Source organism: Marinobacter santoriniensis NKSG1 (genome assembly GCF_000347775.1).
In the GTDB taxonomy this organism is placed as follows: Bacteria; Pseudomonadota; Gammaproteobacteria; order Pseudomonadales; family Oleiphilaceae; genus Marinobacter; species Marinobacter santoriniensis.
The window spans coordinates 158,599-174,997 of record NZ_APAT01000015.1 but is presented as its reverse complement, the minus strand read 5'-3'; the positions used below and the strand labels follow the sequence as shown (position 1 = coordinate 174,997).

At 58.6% G+C, this 16,399-nt stretch carries 15 protein-coding genes; 12 read left to right on the top strand and 3 right to left on the bottom strand.

The window, feature by feature from the left end:
* Window positions 1–6 precede the first annotated feature (6 nt).
* Window positions 7–1,365, bottom strand: a complete 1,359-nt coding sequence (gene pabB / locus MSNKSG1_RS06585) for an aminodeoxychorismate synthase component I (protein WP_008938471.1) — start codon at window positions 1,363–1,365, stop codon at window positions 7–9.
* Between the two features lie 188 nt (window positions 1,366–1,553).
* Between pabB and MSNKSG1_RS06580 the strand changes: the two genes are divergently transcribed.
* Both MSNKSG1_RS06580 and MSNKSG1_RS06575 read left to right on the top strand, forming a co-directional pair.
* Window positions 1,554–2,165, top strand: coding sequence for a hypothetical protein (locus tag MSNKSG1_RS06580; RefSeq protein ID WP_008938470.1), 612 nt, complete (start codon window positions 1,554–1,556; stop codon window positions 2,163–2,165).
* A 158-nt stretch (window positions 2,166–2,323) separates the two neighbouring features.
* Window positions 2,324–3,205, top strand: a complete 882-nt coding sequence (locus MSNKSG1_RS06575; protein ID WP_008938469.1) for a DUF6160 family protein — start codon at window positions 2,324–2,326, stop codon at window positions 3,203–3,205.
* Between the two features lie 126 nt (window positions 3,206–3,331).
* On the opposite strand, the gene MSNKSG1_RS06570 is transcribed toward MSNKSG1_RS06575, so the two are convergent.
* The gene (locus tag MSNKSG1_RS06570) at window positions 3,332–3,949 is read right to left on the bottom strand and encodes a hypothetical protein (protein ID WP_008938468.1); all 618 of its coding nucleotides are present in this window, start codon (window positions 3,947–3,949) and stop codon (window positions 3,332–3,334) included.
* A gap of 177 nt (window positions 3,950–4,126) precedes the next feature.
* Between MSNKSG1_RS06570 and MSNKSG1_RS06565 the strand changes: the two genes are divergently transcribed.
* From MSNKSG1_RS06565 to MSNKSG1_RS06520, 10 genes are all read left to right on the top strand, one after another.
* Entirely contained in the window at window positions 4,127–5,170 is a 1,044-nt protein-coding gene (locus MSNKSG1_RS06565; protein WP_008938467.1) for a DUF58 domain-containing protein, read from the top strand.
* Window positions 5,167–7,224: a transglutaminase family protein gene (locus tag MSNKSG1_RS06560; RefSeq protein WP_008938466.1), complete on the top strand. Its 2,058-nt coding sequence runs from the start codon at window positions 5,167–5,169 to the stop codon at window positions 7,222–7,224. Before MSNKSG1_RS06565 ends, MSNKSG1_RS06560 begins: the two co-directional genes overlap by 4 nt.
* Window positions 7,221–8,249, top strand: coding sequence for a DNA polymerase III subunit delta' (gene holB, locus MSNKSG1_RS06555; protein WP_008938465.1), 1,029 nt, complete (start codon window positions 7,221–7,223; stop codon window positions 8,247–8,249). The genes MSNKSG1_RS06560 and holB overlap by 4 nt, the downstream gene beginning before the upstream one ends.
* 120 nt (window positions 8,250–8,369) lie before the next feature.
* A complete protein-coding gene (locus MSNKSG1_RS06550; RefSeq protein WP_008171779.1) occupies window positions 8,370–8,720 on the top strand; it encodes a PilZ domain-containing protein in 351 nt (116 codons plus the stop codon).
* A 13-nt stretch (window positions 8,721–8,733) separates the two neighbouring features.
* The gene (locus MSNKSG1_RS06545) at window positions 8,734–9,654 is read left to right on the top strand and encodes an alpha/beta fold hydrolase (RefSeq protein WP_008938464.1); all 921 of its coding nucleotides are present in this window, start codon (window positions 8,734–8,736) and stop codon (window positions 9,652–9,654) included.
* The gene (locus tag MSNKSG1_RS06540) at window positions 9,647–10,558 is read left to right on the top strand and encodes a DUF4892 domain-containing protein (RefSeq protein ID WP_040886700.1); all 912 of its coding nucleotides are present in this window, start codon (window positions 9,647–9,649) and stop codon (window positions 10,556–10,558) included. Before MSNKSG1_RS06545 ends, MSNKSG1_RS06540 begins: the two co-directional genes overlap by 8 nt.
* A 3-nt stretch (window positions 10,559–10,561) precedes the next feature.
* Window positions 10,562–11,764 (top strand): patatin-like phospholipase family protein, encoded by a 1,203-nt coding sequence (locus tag MSNKSG1_RS06535; protein ID WP_008938462.1) that lies wholly within the window; start codon window positions 10,562–10,564, stop codon window positions 11,762–11,764.
* Window positions 11,765–11,850: 86 nt separating this feature from the next.
* Entirely contained in the window at window positions 11,851–12,753 is a 903-nt protein-coding gene (gene prmB, locus MSNKSG1_RS06530; RefSeq protein WP_008938461.1) for a 50S ribosomal protein L3 N(5)-glutamine methyltransferase, read from the top strand.
* A gap of 37 nt (window positions 12,754–12,790) precedes the next feature.
* Window positions 12,791–13,885 carry a chorismate synthase gene (gene aroC / locus MSNKSG1_RS06525; protein ID WP_008938460.1) on the top strand — a complete coding sequence of 365 codons (1,095 nt, stop codon included), beginning with the start codon at window positions 12,791–12,793 and terminating at the stop codon, window positions 13,883–13,885.
* A 176-nt stretch (window positions 13,886–14,061) separates the two neighbouring features.
* Window positions 14,062–15,252, top strand: coding sequence for an MFS transporter (locus tag MSNKSG1_RS06520; RefSeq protein WP_051067767.1), 1,191 nt, complete (start codon window positions 14,062–14,064; stop codon window positions 15,250–15,252).
* Here the strand turns inward: MSNKSG1_RS06520 and MSNKSG1_RS06515 are convergent.
* Window positions 15,216–16,373, bottom strand: a complete 1,158-nt coding sequence (locus tag MSNKSG1_RS06515; RefSeq protein WP_008938458.1) for a PilT/PilU family type 4a pilus ATPase — start codon at window positions 16,371–16,373, stop codon at window positions 15,216–15,218. The two genes, MSNKSG1_RS06520 and MSNKSG1_RS06515, sit on opposite strands and share 37 nt — an antisense overlap.
* Between the last annotated feature and the right edge of the window lie 26 nt (window positions 16,374–16,399).

Here is a 16,399-nt window from a genome sequence, read left to right as displayed (position 1 = left end):
GTCTCGCTAGCCGATTTCCAGCTTTTCCAGAAACCGCATCAACGGCCCGACCTTTGCCAGGGTTTCCTGGAACTCCGCCTCCGGGTCCGAATCCGCCACAATTCCGCCACCGCCCCAGCACCGGATAGTCCCCGCTGTTTCATCGCAAAGCAGGGTCCGGATGGCGATACTGCTGTCCAGGCGGCCATCCAGCCCGTAGTAAAACACCGAGCCGCAGTACGGGCCGCGCCAGTGAGGCTCCAGTTCCCGGATAATCTCCATGGCCCGGACCTTCGGGGCGCCTGTGATCGACCCTCCGGGAAAGGCGTCGAATAACGCCTTCAGGGGGGAGACGCCGTCCGCCAGCTCTGCCTGGATATGACTGACCAGGTGATGGACGTTCCGGTAGGACTCCAGCGCGAACAACTCGTCCACCCGGACCGATCCGGTGCGGGCGTTGAGGCCGAGGTCGTTCCGCAACAGATCCACGATCATCAGGTTCTCCGCCCGGTCTTTCTCGGAGGCCTGGAGTTCCCGTGCCAGAGCGGCGTCGGTCTCGGGAGTATCGCCCCTGGGACGGGTACCTTTAATGGGACTGGTTTTAACGATGTTCCGGTCGATTTCGAGGAAACGCTCCGGCGAGAGAGACACGACAGAGAAATTGCCCGCGCGAATGAAGGCGCTGTAGGGCGTCGGGTTGGCTTGGGAAAGTGCCTGAAAGGCGGCCCAGGGGTCGCCCGAATAGGTTCCGGTGAACTCCTGGGACAGGTTGGCCTGATAGCAGTCGCCCGCTTCAATATAGTCCTTCACCAGACTGACGCCTTTTCGAAAGTCATCCGGGATTTGCCTGGCCTGAAAGGGCGCGGTCATTCGCCATGCCGGTGTGGCTGATTCGCCAGGTTTGTCGAGGACGCACCGTAACTGATCGAGGGTTTTGTCAGGGCAATCCTCGTGTGACCAGAGAAAGTACTCGCCCGTTTGCCGGTTATGACTGGCCGTCCAGAGGTAGAGGCCGACGGAGACGAGAGGGACCGGTGACGCGGGGCAGAGGGCGGACAGTCTCGCTTCCCGAAGATATCCGAATTCGTAGCTGATGTAGCCGATCCAGCCACCGGTCAGGTAGCCAGGCGGTTTCGTGGTATTGACCGCAAAGTTCTCTCGCTGGCTTTCCATTTGCTCCGTCAGAGCCTTTACGGAGTCACTTTTTACGGTTTGATTGCCAAGGGTTTGGCGAGCAATTGCCTGGCAACTGAAACCGCTCAGCCACCCCCGATCAGCGCCTTCGCCTGAGCTTCCGATGTAAACGAAATCCGGTTCCCGGGATGCCCAGGTGAGCAGGGTATCGAATTCCGCTTTGGTCAGATGACGCAGAACAACTGGGCGCAAGGAACCTCCGACTATTTTGGAAGAATGATAAATGGAACACAAAACTGGCGTTGTCTGACGGATTGGCAGGTTGGTCTAATGAAAAGCCGGCCGGCGAGAGACCTCGTTGGCCCTTCCGCTCGGCCATATTCTACCTCAGTCGTTTATCGTCGCGTGTATTTTGACTGGAAAGAACAGGAACAATAACTATGCAAAAAGCTCATCGATCCCTTATTTCCGCGCTCGGTCTTTCGTTGTTGCTCACTACCGGGCATGTATTTGCGCAGGATTCATCCAAAGAGGCAGACGGAGCTCCGAAGGTTACTGAGCAGCAGGTGAAAAAGGAGCTTTCCAAATGGGCCCTTCTTGGCCGAAAGCAGATTGTTTACCTCACGGAGCAAGCTACGGCTCAGTATGAAAAAAACCTACTTGACTCCAAGCCGAATATGCCTGGCGCATGGATGTTGATGAAGGATGGTAAAACGGTAAAACATATCTCCATCGATGATCAGGCAGGCGATGCCCCAGCTCAGGTACGGATTCTGATGTACCGTGCTGCTTTGAAATCCATAGCCCGCCGTAACGAAATTACTGCGGCGGTAATTTTGTACACAGGTAAAGTCAGCGAGGATTCAGATGAGCAGGCACTGGTCATTGAACATGAGCATCGTTTGGGTATTTCCGGGAATAAAGTGATTCCTTACGAAGTAAAAAACGGAAAAGTGCTTTATGGAGAGGCGGTTACCTCGGAGAAGCCTTTCCAGATTTTTTACGACAGCAAGTCGGACGCCGCCGCCCAACGAGCAAAAAATGCGAAGTAGTCGCGATTTGTTTCAGGTTGTTAACGCTGGGTAAAGAAGTGTGAAGGTAGTCACGGACTAGGACTGTAAAACAATCTTAAATGGAATCGTGGAGTCGCGAACTCCACACCCAAATTAAAACTCAGATAACAAGAAAATGAGTTTATAAGGAGATAATAATGAAAGGCCTGAAAAAGATTGCTCTTGCTACTGCGGTAGCTGCTGCACCCTTCGCTGCTCACGCCGAGCTGAAGGCAATGAACGACACCGCGATGGGCGACATCACCGGTCAGGCCGGTGTGACCATCGAACTGGAAACCAAAGTCAGCATCGGTCAGTTCAAGTACACTGACGAAGGCTCCTTCGCAGTAAACGACATCGTCCTTGGCGGTGCCGGCGTAACTGCTGGTGGTGCGGCTGCTGGCTACAACGATCTGTTGGACCAGCTGGTAATCGACATCGACGTTCAGGATGATGGCGACGCCAACATCCACGTGGGCACCCTCGACGGTAACCCGATCGACTGGGGTATGACCGTTGGGTCCATGGAACTGCTGGCCGGTTCCACTGGCACTGACAGCACCACTCTGATCTCCAACATGAGTGGCTTCGGTAACCTGGCAGCCCTGAACTTCCACGTTGATACTGCTACTGATCATCTGAACATTGTTGCAGCGTTCGATGTTCAGGACATGAGCTTCGATGTGGACTTCCTGGGTGTTGGCATCCGTAACATGAAAATCACGGGCGCCGGAGCCAACTACGACTACAACGGTGATGGTGTTGTAGATCTGGCTGATACCGACCTTGACGGAAGCGGCACTGCCGGTGATACAGCGGCTGAGCAGATCCAGATGGGCTTCGCAAACGTCGACCTCGACGTATACAAGGGTAACGGCCTGGGCGCATCCACTGCGACCGACGTACTCCGTGTAGACGTCAACAATGTGGTTATGGATATGTCCATCGGTGGCATCGAGATCGGTGGTACTTCCATCGGTTCCGTGGCCATGGACAACCTGGCCATCACCAACACCAAGCTGGCTGTTTACGGTCACTAATCTGACTGTATAACCAGCACTGGTGAAACGCCCCGCTCTGCGGGGCGTTTTTTTGTGTGTGAGATAATCCGGACACTAAAAAAGGGAGCCATTGGCTCCCTTTTCCTCGTTATAAAACGCCGATTTCTACTGATCCGGTACCGCAATTGAAAGATCAAAACCACCACCCGGGCGAGGGGTGAGGCTGATCGGCCCTTCGTTGATCGCCTGGGGAATCCGGATCTGGTCGATACCCGGCGGATTGCCAATCGAGAAATTCACGTTCTGCCCGTCAAAGCCAATGCCCAGCTGATCGTTGAGGAAGGTCTGGGTGAAGGGCTCCTCGGGAATCTGCGCCTGTTGGCCAAAGATCAGTGGTGGAATGTTCGGCGTGAAATCCGCCGGCGGCTGGGCCTGCGCGATTTCTCCGGTTGGCAGGAGGAGGGCCCGTCGCAGGAATTCTTCCTGGGCATTGTCCAGCGCATCGGTTTTGCCTTCTTCCATATAGCGCTGGAGCGCTTCCCGATAGGCTTCCTCTTCGGCCTCTGTCACCACGGGTTCGCCCGGCGAGATAGTCAGTGAGCGGATGATCTTCTTCCTGTCCGCTTCGCTTTTCTGCTTTTTCCGGGGCACCACGATAACCGCAGAGTCTTTCACGTAGGTGTCGACCATCTCGTCCGATGTCATTGTCTCAACGCCCGCCTGGGCCGTGAGGCTGGCGGACAGACCGGCGATGGCGACGGCCAGGGCGGTTTTGCCTTTCATAGCAGGGCCTCGTTATGGGTTCCATCGGTCAGTATTTGGTGTCCGGGGATGTTTTTCAACCAGATCCGGTCGGGATTGTGATCAATCTCTTTCAATTTCCGGTATGTTTGTAGAAAGCAGCAGGCGCCTTGTTATAGTCGGCGCCAGAAGTTGCTGTGGCAGGTCAGGACGCAAAACATGATCAAAACATTTCGGCATCGGTGGCGAGCCTGGGTGAACCGCCGACTGCCGCGATCCGACAGTCGTTTGTTCACTCAGAAAACGATCTTCATTCTTCCCACCGGCGCGGGCGTGGTCTTCGGTATCCTGCTGTTGATCATGCTGGTGACGGGCATCAATTATCAGAACAGCCTGATTTACCTGATGACGTTCCTGCTGGGGGCGGTTTTTGTTGGCGCCATGCACCAAACCCACAACAACCTGTCGGGATTGAAACTGACCCTTCTTCGTACGGGGGAGGATTTTGCCGGTCAGTCAGTGCCGCTTCATTTCCGAGCAACGGCCAGCAAGCGTGGAGCGGTAGCGATCCGCTTGTCGTGCGATGGCGAAATGCTGCCCCCGATGCATGTGCTGCCGGATCAGTCCGTGGATGTGGCGCTCTTCGTGCCATCGACTTCACGCGGGTACCTGAGGCCGGAACGCGTCCGTATCGAAACCCGCTTTCCCTTCGGCCTGCTCAAGGCCTGGTCCTGGCTTCGTCCGGCGACCGCCGCGATTGTCTTTCCGGCGCCCCTCAAGGCGCCCGAAGCCCAGCTCCTGATGGGAGAGGGCGATGATGAGAACGCGGCACAGTCTGCTCCGGGGCAGGACCATGCCGACCTGCGCCCCTGGCGTGAGGGGGATCTCAGCCAGAGAGTGTTATGGAAACGTTTTGCCCGCAGTGGGCAGATGGTGGTGGCGGACTGGCAGGGCGACCAGGGTCAGCCGCACTGGCTGGATTTCAATCATTATCCCGGCGTTGATACCGAGCTGCGGCTCAGTTACCTGGCTTCGCTGGTTCAGGACCGCTCAAAACAGCAGGCGCCGTTTGGTCTCAGACTCCCGGGTCAGGTCATAGAGCCGGACACCGGAGCCGCGCACACCCAACGTTGTCTCCGGGCACTGGCTGTATGGGGGCAGAATCCGCCCAGGGATGCCATTCTCTGGCCGCACGGTACCCGTGACCGGGAATCGTCAGATACGCAAACAGCCCCTGGCGTTCAGACGGGGGGTGCCGCATGAGCCGCAGTGGATTGGCGGCAGATAAGATCCGGGGGGATGTGCCGACCGGCGCGTTACTATGGTTGATTGCCGGATTCGCCGTTCTTCTGCTGCCGCAGTGGGACCGGTTGCCGCTGTGGCTTATCAGCGCCTGTGGAATATTGGCCGCATGGCGGTGGTTCGCCCAGACCGGTCGGGTCCGCCTCCCCGGACGATGGACCCGGACGCTCACAATGCTTCTGCTGATCGGGGTCTACATTGCCACGGTCAAGGCCCGTTTTACCGTCGACACGGCGGCGTCCTTCTTTGTCCTTGCCGTTGCGCTCAAATGGTTGGAAACCCGGGCTCCGAGGGACTTTTACGTACTGTTTTTCATCCTTGCCTACCTCGCGGCCGTCAACTTCCTTTTCCGACAGGAAATACTCTGGGCTATCACCAACATTGCCGGGGTGGCGCTGTTGCTCATCGGGCTTCAGTCGCTGAATGCACCGGACCTTCCCGGGGGCTTTCCCTCGGGGTGGCGACGGTTGGGCGGGCTGCTTCTGAAAACCCTGCCGGTTGTGGTGTTGTTGTTCATTTTCTTTCCCCGCATGTCACCCTTGTGGAGTGTACCGCTGGTTTCCGGAGAAGCCCGTACCGGTATTACCGACACCATGAAGCCGGGGGATATTTCCGGATTGGCGCAGAGCAGCGAACGCGCTTTCCGGGTAACGTTCGGAGGACCGATTCTCCCATATCCCGACCGCTACTGGCGAGGGCTTGTACTTGATCGACTGGACGGGGAGACCTGGCGACAGAGTCGGGAGGAACCCTTCCAGGCTCCGGGGCGAGTGGCGGTTGACGGTGGCGTGGGGCCTCTGGCGGCAAACGAGTACGATGTCCTCATGGAGCCGACGGACCAGCGATGGGCGTTTGCATTGAAGGACTCATCACCGGCCTCTGATAACGTGTACGAGGAAGAGGAGGATCTGTTCCGGTTCCGCAGGCCCGCGGACAGTCCGGTCCGGTATCGCCTCAGTCTCTCGGAACGTCGAACGGGAAGCGGGCCCGTATTGAGCAGGGAGCAGCGCCGTCGATATCTGCAGCTTCCCGACGGGGGGAATCCGAGGGCCCGTGAGCTGGGTCGTAAACTCGCGCGGGACTATTCGGACACTCAGGTTATTGGCCATTTACTGCAGCGCTTCCGAACCCAGCCGTATTTCTATACGTTGCGACCGCCAAAAATGCCGGACAATGGCATTGATGCGCTTCTGTTCGAGGAAAAGCGCGGCTTTTGCGCCCATTACGCCGGTGCGACGACCTTTGTGCTCCGGGCTGCGGGCATTCCGTCAAGAATCGTGGTGGGCTACCAGGGCGGGGAGCCGGGGGCCGGTGGCGATTACCTGATCGTGAGACAATACGATGCCCACGCCTGGGTTGAAGCATGGCTGCCACAGCGCGGCTGGATACGGGTTGACCCTACAGCGGCCATTTCGCCCGCCCGGGTCGAGTCCGGTCTCCGCGATGCCGTTGCCGATGAGGGCTCGTTCCTTGAGGGTGAAGTTCTGTCCGCCCAGAAATACCGGGATCTGGCCGTTGTGCAATGGGCGACATTACAGCTCGATCGCATTAACTACGAGTGGCAACGTTGGGTCGTCGGGTATCAGGGACAGAGCCAGATGGATCTCATGTCGCGCCTCTCCGGCGGGCTGGGCCTGCGGCAACTGGGTTACCTGACGGCCGGCATCGTCGGTGGGGCACTGCTTGTAGCCGGGCTGTTTTCTGCCCTGCAGCTGAGGCGTGGTGAGCGGCGTGATGCCTACCAGAGAGTCATCCGTGCGTGGCACCAGACCTGCGAGCGGGCGGGGGTGCCGGTGCGCCAGGGTGAAACTCCGGATACCCTGGCTGAGCGGCTGGCCAGAGTACAGCCATCGATTGCCGGCACCGCCAGACATTTTGCCCGCATGGTGAACAACCATTACTATAACCCGGCGTCCGATGAGGACCTTCACGAACTGCGGCGGTTGCGCCGTTTAAACGCGGTAATGAAACGGCAGCTACGCCGGCCGGAACAAGGAAGCCAACGTACATCGTGACTGATATTTCCAGAGACATGCCCTGGCTTCAGCAGGCCTGGGACCGGGTTCAGGCCCGCTTCGCGGAGAACCGGCTGCCACACGCGCTGATCGTCAACGGAGAGCGTGGCGTCGGGAAACGCGCATGGGCGGAGGCGGTGGCGGAGTTGCTTCTCTGTGATTCGCCAACCGGAGGCGATGCCGGTCGGCCGATGGCCTGTGGGCGCTGCAAGCAGTGTGAACTGTTGGCGGCCGACAGCCACCCGGATGTCCGGGTCTATGCACCGGAAAAATCCCGGATGGTCAAGGTGGACCAGGTTCGCGCACTGTCCGCGTTTGCCGTTGCCTCGCCTCAGGTTGCGCATCATAAGGTGGCGATTATTGATCGGGCTGACCAGCTCAATATCAATGCCGCCAACGCGTTGTTGAAAACGCTGGAGGAGCCCCTTCCGGACGTTACGCTTCTGCTTCTGCAAGAAAGTGGGCGGCCTCTGTTGCCGACCATCCGCTCCCGGTGCCAGACGCTAAATATTCCCGTGCCGCCTAAGGCGCAGGCCGAGGACTGGCTGGCCCGCACGCTGGCCCAGAAGGACCCGGACCAGGCGTATTCCCGGGACGTCCTTTCCAAGGCATTGATGCTGGCGGGTAATGCACCAAGGCTGGCGGTCGAGTATGTCTCCGGAGATTTTCTGGATCTGCGGGATGCCGCGTTCGAGGCCTTTCGACAGTATATGAAAGGGCGCGGGACAGTTTCCGAGGCCGCCAAAGCCTTCAAGGCGCTGGGTCTGGATGACGCCTTGTTCCTCCTCGAGGGATGGGCGGCGGACCTGGCCCGGGTCGCGGCGGGCGGACAGCCCTCCGACTCAGAAGCTGCGGATATGCTGTCATTCCTGGCCCGACATAACCCGGCCTGGAGGGCCCACGACCTTCTGGACAAGATTCGCGAAAGTCGTGCAGCCGGGGTCTACAACGCCAATCCGGAGCTGGAGGCGACCAGAATCCTGTTGGCCTGGCGCTCCATGATGCCCGGAAAACGCGCAGGTTAGGCGTCCGGCCCCGGAAGGCTACGCGTTCCGGCGCGTTAACTGCTATGATTCCGGAATGTCAGGGATTTTTTTACTCCCTTTTTGACAAGTGATCTGATAACACGGTGAAAGGTGTCAGTTATGGGCCCAGGATTTGGCGCGCGCAGTGGTATTCTTACCCTGACGATCAAAGACAAGGCGGTTCTCTACGCGGCGTATATGCCCTACATCCGCCAGGGTGGTTTGTTTATTCCCACCCAGAAACAGTATCAGCTGGGCGACGAAGTGTTCCTGTTGCTGAACCTCATGGATGAACCCGAGAAGATTCCGGTTGCGGGCAAGGTCATCTGGATTACCCCCAAAGGCGCTCAGGGCAACCGGGCGGCCGGCATCGGCGTCCAGTTTAACGGCGACGACGAAACCGCACGCACCAAGATCGAATCCTACCTGGCCGGCTCGCTGAGTTCCGACCGTCCGACTCACACCATGTGAGGCCGCCGTTGTCATGAATGATGCGTCCGTGTGTGACCGGGCCCGGTCCGGGGTGATTCAGTGCTCGGAAAGAACCTGGTCTCTCAAGAACATCGATCTTGCCGGTCTCTCCTGGTCGTGCCCCGGCTGTGCTTCCAGGACACCTCCCACGCTGCTTCTCCACGGCTGGCTCGACAACAGTCTGACATTCGAGAAGCTGGGCCCGACGCTCGCGGGTCTGTCGGATGTGCATGCCATCGACATGGCCGGTCATGGCAAATCCGGGCATCGACCAGCCGGACAGTCCTATCTGTTAATGGACTATGTTGCGGATCTGGCCGAAGTCATCGATCGTTATTTCAGTGAACAGGGGACGGCGCCGGTTGATCTGGTGGGTCATTCGCTGGGAGGCATTGTCTGCGGCCTTTATGCGGCTGCCTTCCCTGAAAACGTCCGTCGCCTGGTGATGATCGACAGTATCGGCGCGATCAGCCGGCCGGTTTCGGAGACGGTTCCCCAGTTGCGGCGATCCATCAAGAAGCGGCTCAACGGTTCCGGGAAATCCGTCGTTTATCCGGACCTTGCCACCGCGGCCCGTGCCCGGGAGGGTGGGGTCAGTCCGTTAAGCCACGAGGCGGCGTTGACACTGGTGCCCCGTAACATGGAGCGGGTGGATGGTGGCTATGTGTGGCGCACCGATCCGCGGCTGCGACATCCTTCGCCGCTGATGATGAGCGAGGAACAGGTTTTGGCCACCCTTGAAGCCATTGAAACGCCAACCCTGTTCGTGCGTGCGGAGCAGGGTCTGCTGTCTTACCACAAGGGGCTCGACGATCGTGCCTCACGAATCCGCCATTTGAACACGGTCGATGTGCCGGGGGGGCACCATTGCCATCTTGATGGTGAGACCCACGCAGTCGAAGACGCCGTGGGAGCCTTTCTTTCCGATGAATAAATGGTGTTCGTTGCCCGGGAGATTGATCCTGGCGGTCGGGGCGCTGCTCCTGTTTCCGCTGAACAGCCTGGCGGCGGAGTTGTCGGCATTTCCCGAGGCTTTTCGTCAGTCAACCCCGGAGGTCCAGGTGGACCTGCGCTCCAGCGGACATCTGGTTTTGCTCAGTCCGATCCGGGAAGTCAATAACGAGATCCGCGCGGAGACCATGGTTCGGCTGCCCGTCACCGGAGAGGGGAGGATGTACCAGTTGCCCCGGGATGTGAATCGGGAGCAGGCAAGGGACCATTACCTTTCTCTGCTTCAGCAACAGGGCGCGAAAATCCTGTTCGAATGTTCGGGTGTGTCCTGCGGTCGTAGTGTGGTCTGGGCCAATCGTATTTTTGATCAGGCAACGTTGAACGGGCGGGATTCCGAACAAAGCTATCTCGCCGCCGGGACGCTTGAGCCGGACGGGACCCGATGGCTGACTCTGGTTTACACCGTAACCCGGGGAAACCTCCGCAAGTATGTCTGGGTGGAGCATCTGAAAGTCGGGAATGGCGCGGTGGTGCCGGGCTTTGACGCCGGGTCAGACCGGGTATCCGGGCCTCTGATCGTGCCTTGGCAGGGCGGCGTAACCTACCAATTTGACTGGAAGTCCACGGACCGGCAACAGGTCCGCGAACAGGCTGGAAACGAGGGCGCAATCGTCGTACTGGTGGGGTATTCGACGCTGGAGGACGATGAAACACTGGATCAGTCCATTGAGCGTGCCCGGGCGGCCACCGAGACGTTATCGGACGTACTGGCGCGGATCGGTGTCGGACGGGATCAGCAGCGGCTGCTTGTGGTCGGCCCGACGATCCCGATTGACGATCCGGAACGTCAGGGGAATCGGGTCGAAATCTCCGTCATTACGAGGTGAACAATGGCCAGGGACAAGGAAGAGCAAGAGCGCCAGAACGAAAAGGTTTCTGCTTCCGATCAGGACAGCAATCTTTCCAAAGTCATGCAGACATCGGACGTGTCTGCCGTCGCTTCCTCGCAGGACCAGGGTAAGCAGCCATCGAGGCGGAGAACCGTGGCACTGACCCTCGGTAGCGGCGGCGCCCGTGGCTATGCCCATATCGGTGCCATCGAAATCCTGGTGGAACGCGGCTATGAAATCGTGGCTATCTCCGGCTGCTCGATGGGAGCCCTGATTGGCGGCATGTTTGCAGCCGGAAAAATGCAGGCCTACAAAGACTGGGTGACCGGTCTGGGGCAGTTCGATGTCCTCAAATTGCTGGATGTGACATTCAATTCTGTGGGCGCGATCCGGGGTGAGAAAATCTTTGCCGTGGTTCGCGACATGCTGGGCGATACCCGAATCGAGGATCTTCCGCTGGCTTACACCTCGGTCGCTACCGACCTTCTGGCGCACAAGGAGGTCTGGTTTCAGGAAGGGCCGCTCGATCAGGCAATCCGGGCATCGGTCGCCATACCCAGCGTGGTTACCCCGCTGGTTCTGAATGGTCGGGTGCTGGTGGACGGGGCATTGCTCAACCCGCTTCCCATCATTCCAACCATTTCTGCCCACGCGGACATGATTGTGGCGGTCAACCTCAGTGGCGAAGATGACCAGCGGCGGCGGGTTCCGGATGCGGCCTTCGTAGAGGAAGACGAAAACGCCGATATGGAAGAATGGGTCCATACCATCCGTGAGAAAGCCTCACGCTGGTTTGACTGGGACACCGTAAAATCGCTTGCCTCCCGCAGGGCCCAGCACGAAGACAGTCCGGAAACAAAACTCAGCCGGGAAGTCCGGAAGAAAGAGGATAAAAAGCACTCGGCAAACCCCGGAGGAGACAAGGGGCATGCAGACGAGCATGAAACCATCGACTGGGACAAGTTGGGGATTGGCAAGTTCGATGTCATGAACCTGACGATCGAAACAATGCAAAGTGCCCTGGTGCAGTACAAGATTGCCGGCTATCCGCCGGATCTGCTCGTGAATGTGCCCAAAAATGCCTGTCGCAGCTACGATTACCACAAAGCGCCGGAGCTGATCCAGCTTGGGCGGGAGCGCATGGCGGCGGCTCTTGACCGGTACGAACTCAATCGCAACAGTTCTGGCCCTCTGGCTGTCTGAAAACCTCCGTGGCGGTGGGCTGCAGCCGGGGGTGGAAACAGCGTATAATCCCGCGCTGATATGCGCCAGAACAGGAACCTTTTCAAGTGACCACCCCGATTGACGACCTCCAGACAGTCCGCGATTACCTCCGGTTTGCTTCTTCCCGTTTTGCGGCGTCTTCGCTGTTCTTCGGCCATGGAACCGACAACGTCTGGGATGAAGCCGTCCAACTCGTCATGCGTAGCCTCCATCTGCCGCTTGAAAATAACACGCTGTTTCTGGATGCGCGGCTGACCCGCGAAGAGCGAACATTGATTGTTGATCGTATTAATCGGCGGGTGAATGAACGCGTGCCGTTGGCGTACCTCCTCGGCGAAGCCTGGTTTATGGGCATGCCGTTCAATGTGGATGAGCGGGTGCTGGTCCCGAGATCCCCGATTGGTGAGTTGCTCGAAAATGGTCTTCAACCCTGGCTGGGCGACACGCCGGTCGCACGGGTCCTGGATCTCTGCACAGGAAGCGGTTGTATCGGTATCGGTGCCGCGATGGTCTTTGAGGAGGCGGAGGTGGATCTGTCGGATATATCCGAGGATGCACTTGCGGTGGCAGAGTCCAACATCGAGCTTCACGGGGTCGGTGATCGCGTAAGAACGGTAAAGTCAGACGTGTTCGCCAGTGTCACGGGCAAGTACGATGTCATACTGAGTAATCCTCCCTACGTGGATGCGCAGGATCTGGCGTCAATGCCGGAAGAGTACCGGCACGAGCCGGAACTCGGACTTGCAGCCGGGCAGGATGGCCTTGATATCGCTCACCGCATCCTCGCCGGGGCGGCGGATCATCTCACCGAAAACGGCCTGCTGATCGTGGAAGTCGGGAACAGCTGGGTGGCGCTGGACGAAGCCTGTCCGGAGCTGCCATTCACCTGGCTGGAGTTTGAAAACGGCGGTGACGGTGTCTTCCTGCTGCGCGCGGAAGACCTCAGGCAAGCCCAGGGTCAATCCTGAAGCGAATTCTCATAAGAACTGGATAAGATACTGAATCATGTCGGGAAATACGTTTGGAAAACTGTTTACGGTGACCACCTTCGGTGAAAGCCACGGCGCCGCGCTGGGCTGCATCATCGACGGGTGCCCGCCAGGGCTGGAACTGTCGGAAGCCGACATGCAGCGGGATCTGGACCGTCGTAAGCCGGGAACCTCGCGCCATACCACGCAACGCCGTGAGGCGGACGAGGTCCGGATCCTGTCCGGTGTTTTCGAAGGAAAAACCACCGGAACGCCGATCGGGCTGTTGATCGAGAACACCGACCAGCGCTCCAAGGACTATTCGAAAATCGCATCCCAGTTTCGTCCGGCACACGCCGATTACACCTACATGCACAAATACGGTGTAAGGGACTACCGCGGTGGTGGCCGTTCCTCCGCCCGCGAAACGGCCATGCGTGTTGCTGCCGGTGCGGTTGCGCGCAAATTCCTGGAGCAGCGTTTGGGCATCCGGATCCGGGGCTATCTCTCCCAACTGGGACCGATCCGCGCGGAGAAGCTGGACTGGGAGCAGGTTCACCAGAATCCGTTTTTCTGCCCGGACGCGGATAAAGTGCCGGAAATGGAAGCCTACATGGATGCACTCCGTAAAGAGGGGGACTCCATTGGTGCGCGGATCAATGTGGTGGCTGAGAATGTCCCTCCCGGACTGGGTGAACCGATCTTTGACCGACTGGACGCGGACCTGGCCCACGCGCTGATGAGTATCAACGCGGTCAAGGGTGTCGAGATTGGTGCCGGATTTGATTCCGTGGAACAGAAGGGCACGGAGCACCGCGATGAAATGACGCCCGAAGGCTTCCTGTCGAACAACGCCGGCGGCGTGCTCGGTGGCATTTCCTCAGGCCAGCCGATAGTCGCGAGCATGGCCCTGAAGCCCACGTCCAGCCTCCGACTGCCCGGCCGCAGCATTGACGTGGATGGCAACCCTGTCGAGGTGATCACCACCGGTCGTCACGATCCGTGCGTGGGCATTCGCGCGACACCGATTGCCGAAGCGATGATGGCGATTGTCCTGATGGATCACTACCTGCGCCATCGGGGGCAGAATGGTGATGTCCAGGTTTCCACACCAATCATCGGTCAGCTCTAAGGGCTGTAAGCCGGAATTCTGCACGAGTGGTGGCGTGCGGGTGAGCGGTTCAAAAATGTGGAGCGCCAGGGACGGCGCGACCAAGCCCTACAGGGACGTATTTACGGGCGTTTTTTGAACCGCTCACCCGTACGGCGCCACGGACTCTCGGTTTAGCGTATTGAAGGAGTCCTGGTATCTACTGGCGGCTTTCGAATCTCTACTTCTGGTTTTTCGCGCTCCTCGGCGGGCTGCTGCCGTACTGGTCTCTGTATCTTCAGGATCGGGGCTTTTCCTACCTTCAGATTGCCACCTTGATGGCGACAATCCAGCTCACCAAAATCGTTGCACCCAGTGTTTGGGGGTGGCTCGGTGACCGCAGTGGCCAGCGTGTAAAGCTCGTCCGGTTCGGTGCAATCACCGGATCGCTGTTCTTTGCCGGTGTGTTTCTCGAACCCGGGTTTTACGGACTACTGCTGGTCATGCTGGCGTTTACCTTTTTCTGGAACGCCATCCTGCCGCTGTATGAAGTCATTACCCTGAGAACGCTGGGCAGTCAGAGGGACCGTTATGGCAAGGTTCGGCTCTGGGGATCGGTCGGCTTTATCGCATCGGTGGCAGGCGTCGGGGGGATTCTCGAGTGGGTTCCGGTCGGAACCTTGCCCTGGCTGCTTTTACCGGTGTTTGCCGGGATTGCAGTGTCCGCATTTCTGATTCCCTCGGAGCGGGGGGAAGTTCGCCAATCGGCTCCCAGAGGCAGTCTTCGGAAGATTGTTACGCACCCTTCGGTGGTGACGTTTTTCCTGATGAATTTCCTGCTACAGGTGTCCCACGGGCCTTACTACACGTTTTTCAGTATCCACCTCGAACAGCATGGCTATGGAAAACTGTCCACCGGGCTTCTGTGGTCGCTCGGGGTGGTTGCCGAAATCGGCCTGTTTCTGGTGATGCACCGGTTCACCCGGCGATTCACGGTTCGCCAGATTGCGATTGGCGCGTTGTTCCTGACCATGATCCGGTGGCTTCTGATCGCGGAGATGACCGACTTTGTGGTGGTCCTAGTGTTTGCCCAGCTCCTGCATGCGGCCTCGTATGGCGCGCTGCACGCTATTTCGGTCCAGTACATACAGAGCTTTTTTGGCCAACATCACCACGGCCAGGGGCAGGCTCTTTATAGCGGCCTCACATTCGGCGCGGGGGGCGCCGTTGGCGCCTGGCTTTCAGGGTTCCTGGTGGACGGTGTGAGTACCAGCGCGGCCTTCCTTGGCGGCGCAGTGGCCATGGCGCTGGCCATTGTCATCACCTGGCGTGGCCTGAGGCCGCCACCTGGGGCTCAGGTGGCAAAACCGGCTTACTCCTCAGGATCCTCCTCGTCTTCTTCAAGCTGAAGCGACAAACCGCTGCCACTGGGCGCCGCTGCGGCTGACGACGCGTTCTTGTCCTGGCCTCCCTGTCCGTGGAGTTTGATTTTCAGGCGAAGGTTGTTCGCCGAATCGGCGTTTTTCAGGGCCTCTTCCTCCGAAATCTTGCCTTCTTTCCAGAGATTGAACAGCGCCAGGTCGAAAGTCTGCATGTCCAGGTTGGCCGACTTCTCCATGATCTCCTTGATGCCGTCAATGTCGCCTCGCAGGATGAGCTCGCTGATCGTCGGTGTTCCCAGCAGGATTTCGATGGCCGCGCAACGTTTCTTGTCGATGGTGGGCACCAGCCGTTGGGAGACAAACGCCCGGAGGTTCATCGACAGGTCCATGAGCAGCTGTGGCCGACGCTCTTCCGGGAAGAAGTTGATGATCCGGTCAAGCGCCTGGTTGGCGTTGTTCGCGTGCAGCGTGGAAATGCACAGGTGACCGGTTTCCGCGAACGCCAGGGCGTGTTCCATGGTCTCGCGATCCCGGATCTCACCGATCAGGATGACGTCCGGCGCCTGACGGAGTGTGTTTTTCAGGGCCTTCTGGAAGCTGCGGGTATCGACGCCCACCTCGCGCTGGTTAACAATGCTCTTCTTGTGGCGGTGGATGTATTCCACAGGATCTTCAATGGTGATGATATGGCCGGCGGAATTGCTGTTCCGGTGATCGATCAGCGCTGCCAGGGATGTCGATTTGCCCGATCCGGTTGCGCCGACAAACAGCACCAGACCGCGCTTGGACATCACGACATCCTTGAGAATTGAGGGCAGCCCCAGGGCATCCGCATTCGGTATTTCTGTCACGATGTTCCGCGCGACGATGGATATCTCGTTACGCTGACGGAAGATGTTGATCCGGAATCGACCGATATTGCGAATGCTGTAGGCCAGGTTCATCTCGAGTTCCTGCTCGAACTCGGTTGTCTGTTCCTCGTCCATGATGCTGTAGGCAATGTCCTTGATCACGCCGGGAGCCAGTGGCGTCCGATCGATGGGCTTGAGTGCGCCATGAAACTTGGCACAGGGCGGGGCGCCGGTGCTCAGGTACAGATCCGATCCGTCGTGTTTGGCGAGAATCTTGAGGTAATCATCAAAGCCCATGAATGCTCCTGGTCAGCTGTTATCGT

Coding starts and splice junctions, on each gene's coding strand:
- MSNKSG1_RS06580 (WP_008938470.1), top strand. CDS start 1,554: ATGCAAAAAGCTCATCGATCCCTTATTTCCGCGCTCGGTCTTTCGTTG.
- MSNKSG1_RS06575 (WP_008938469.1), top strand. CDS start 2,324: ATGAAAGGCCTGAAAAAGATTGCTCTTGCTACTGCGGTAGCTGCTGCA.
- MSNKSG1_RS06570 (WP_008938468.1), bottom strand. CDS start 3,949: ATGAAAGGCAAAACCGCCCTGGCCGTCGCCATCGCCGGTCTGTCCGCC.
- MSNKSG1_RS06565 (WP_008938467.1), top strand. CDS start 4,127: ATGATCAAAACATTTCGGCATCGGTGGCGAGCCTGGGTGAACCGCCGA.
- MSNKSG1_RS06560 (WP_008938466.1), top strand. CDS start 5,167: ATGAGCCGCAGTGGATTGGCGGCAGATAAGATCCGGGGGGATGTGCCG.
- MSNKSG1_RS06550 (WP_008171779.1), top strand. CDS start 8,370: ATGGGCCCAGGATTTGGCGCGCGCAGTGGTATTCTTACCCTGACGATC.
- MSNKSG1_RS06545 (WP_008938464.1), top strand. CDS start 8,734: ATGAATGATGCGTCCGTGTGTGACCGGGCCCGGTCCGGGGTGATTCAG.
- MSNKSG1_RS06540 (WP_040886700.1), top strand. CDS start 9,647: ATGAATAAATGGTGTTCGTTGCCCGGGAGATTGATCCTGGCGGTCGGG.
- MSNKSG1_RS06535 (WP_008938462.1), top strand. CDS start 10,562: ATGGCCAGGGACAAGGAAGAGCAAGAGCGCCAGAACGAAAAGGTTTCT.
- aroC (WP_008938460.1), top strand. CDS start 12,791: ATGTCGGGAAATACGTTTGGAAAACTGTTTACGGTGACCACCTTCGGT.
- MSNKSG1_RS06515 (WP_008938458.1), bottom strand. CDS start 16,373: ATGGGCTTTGATGATTACCTCAAGATTCTCGCCAAACACGACGGATCG.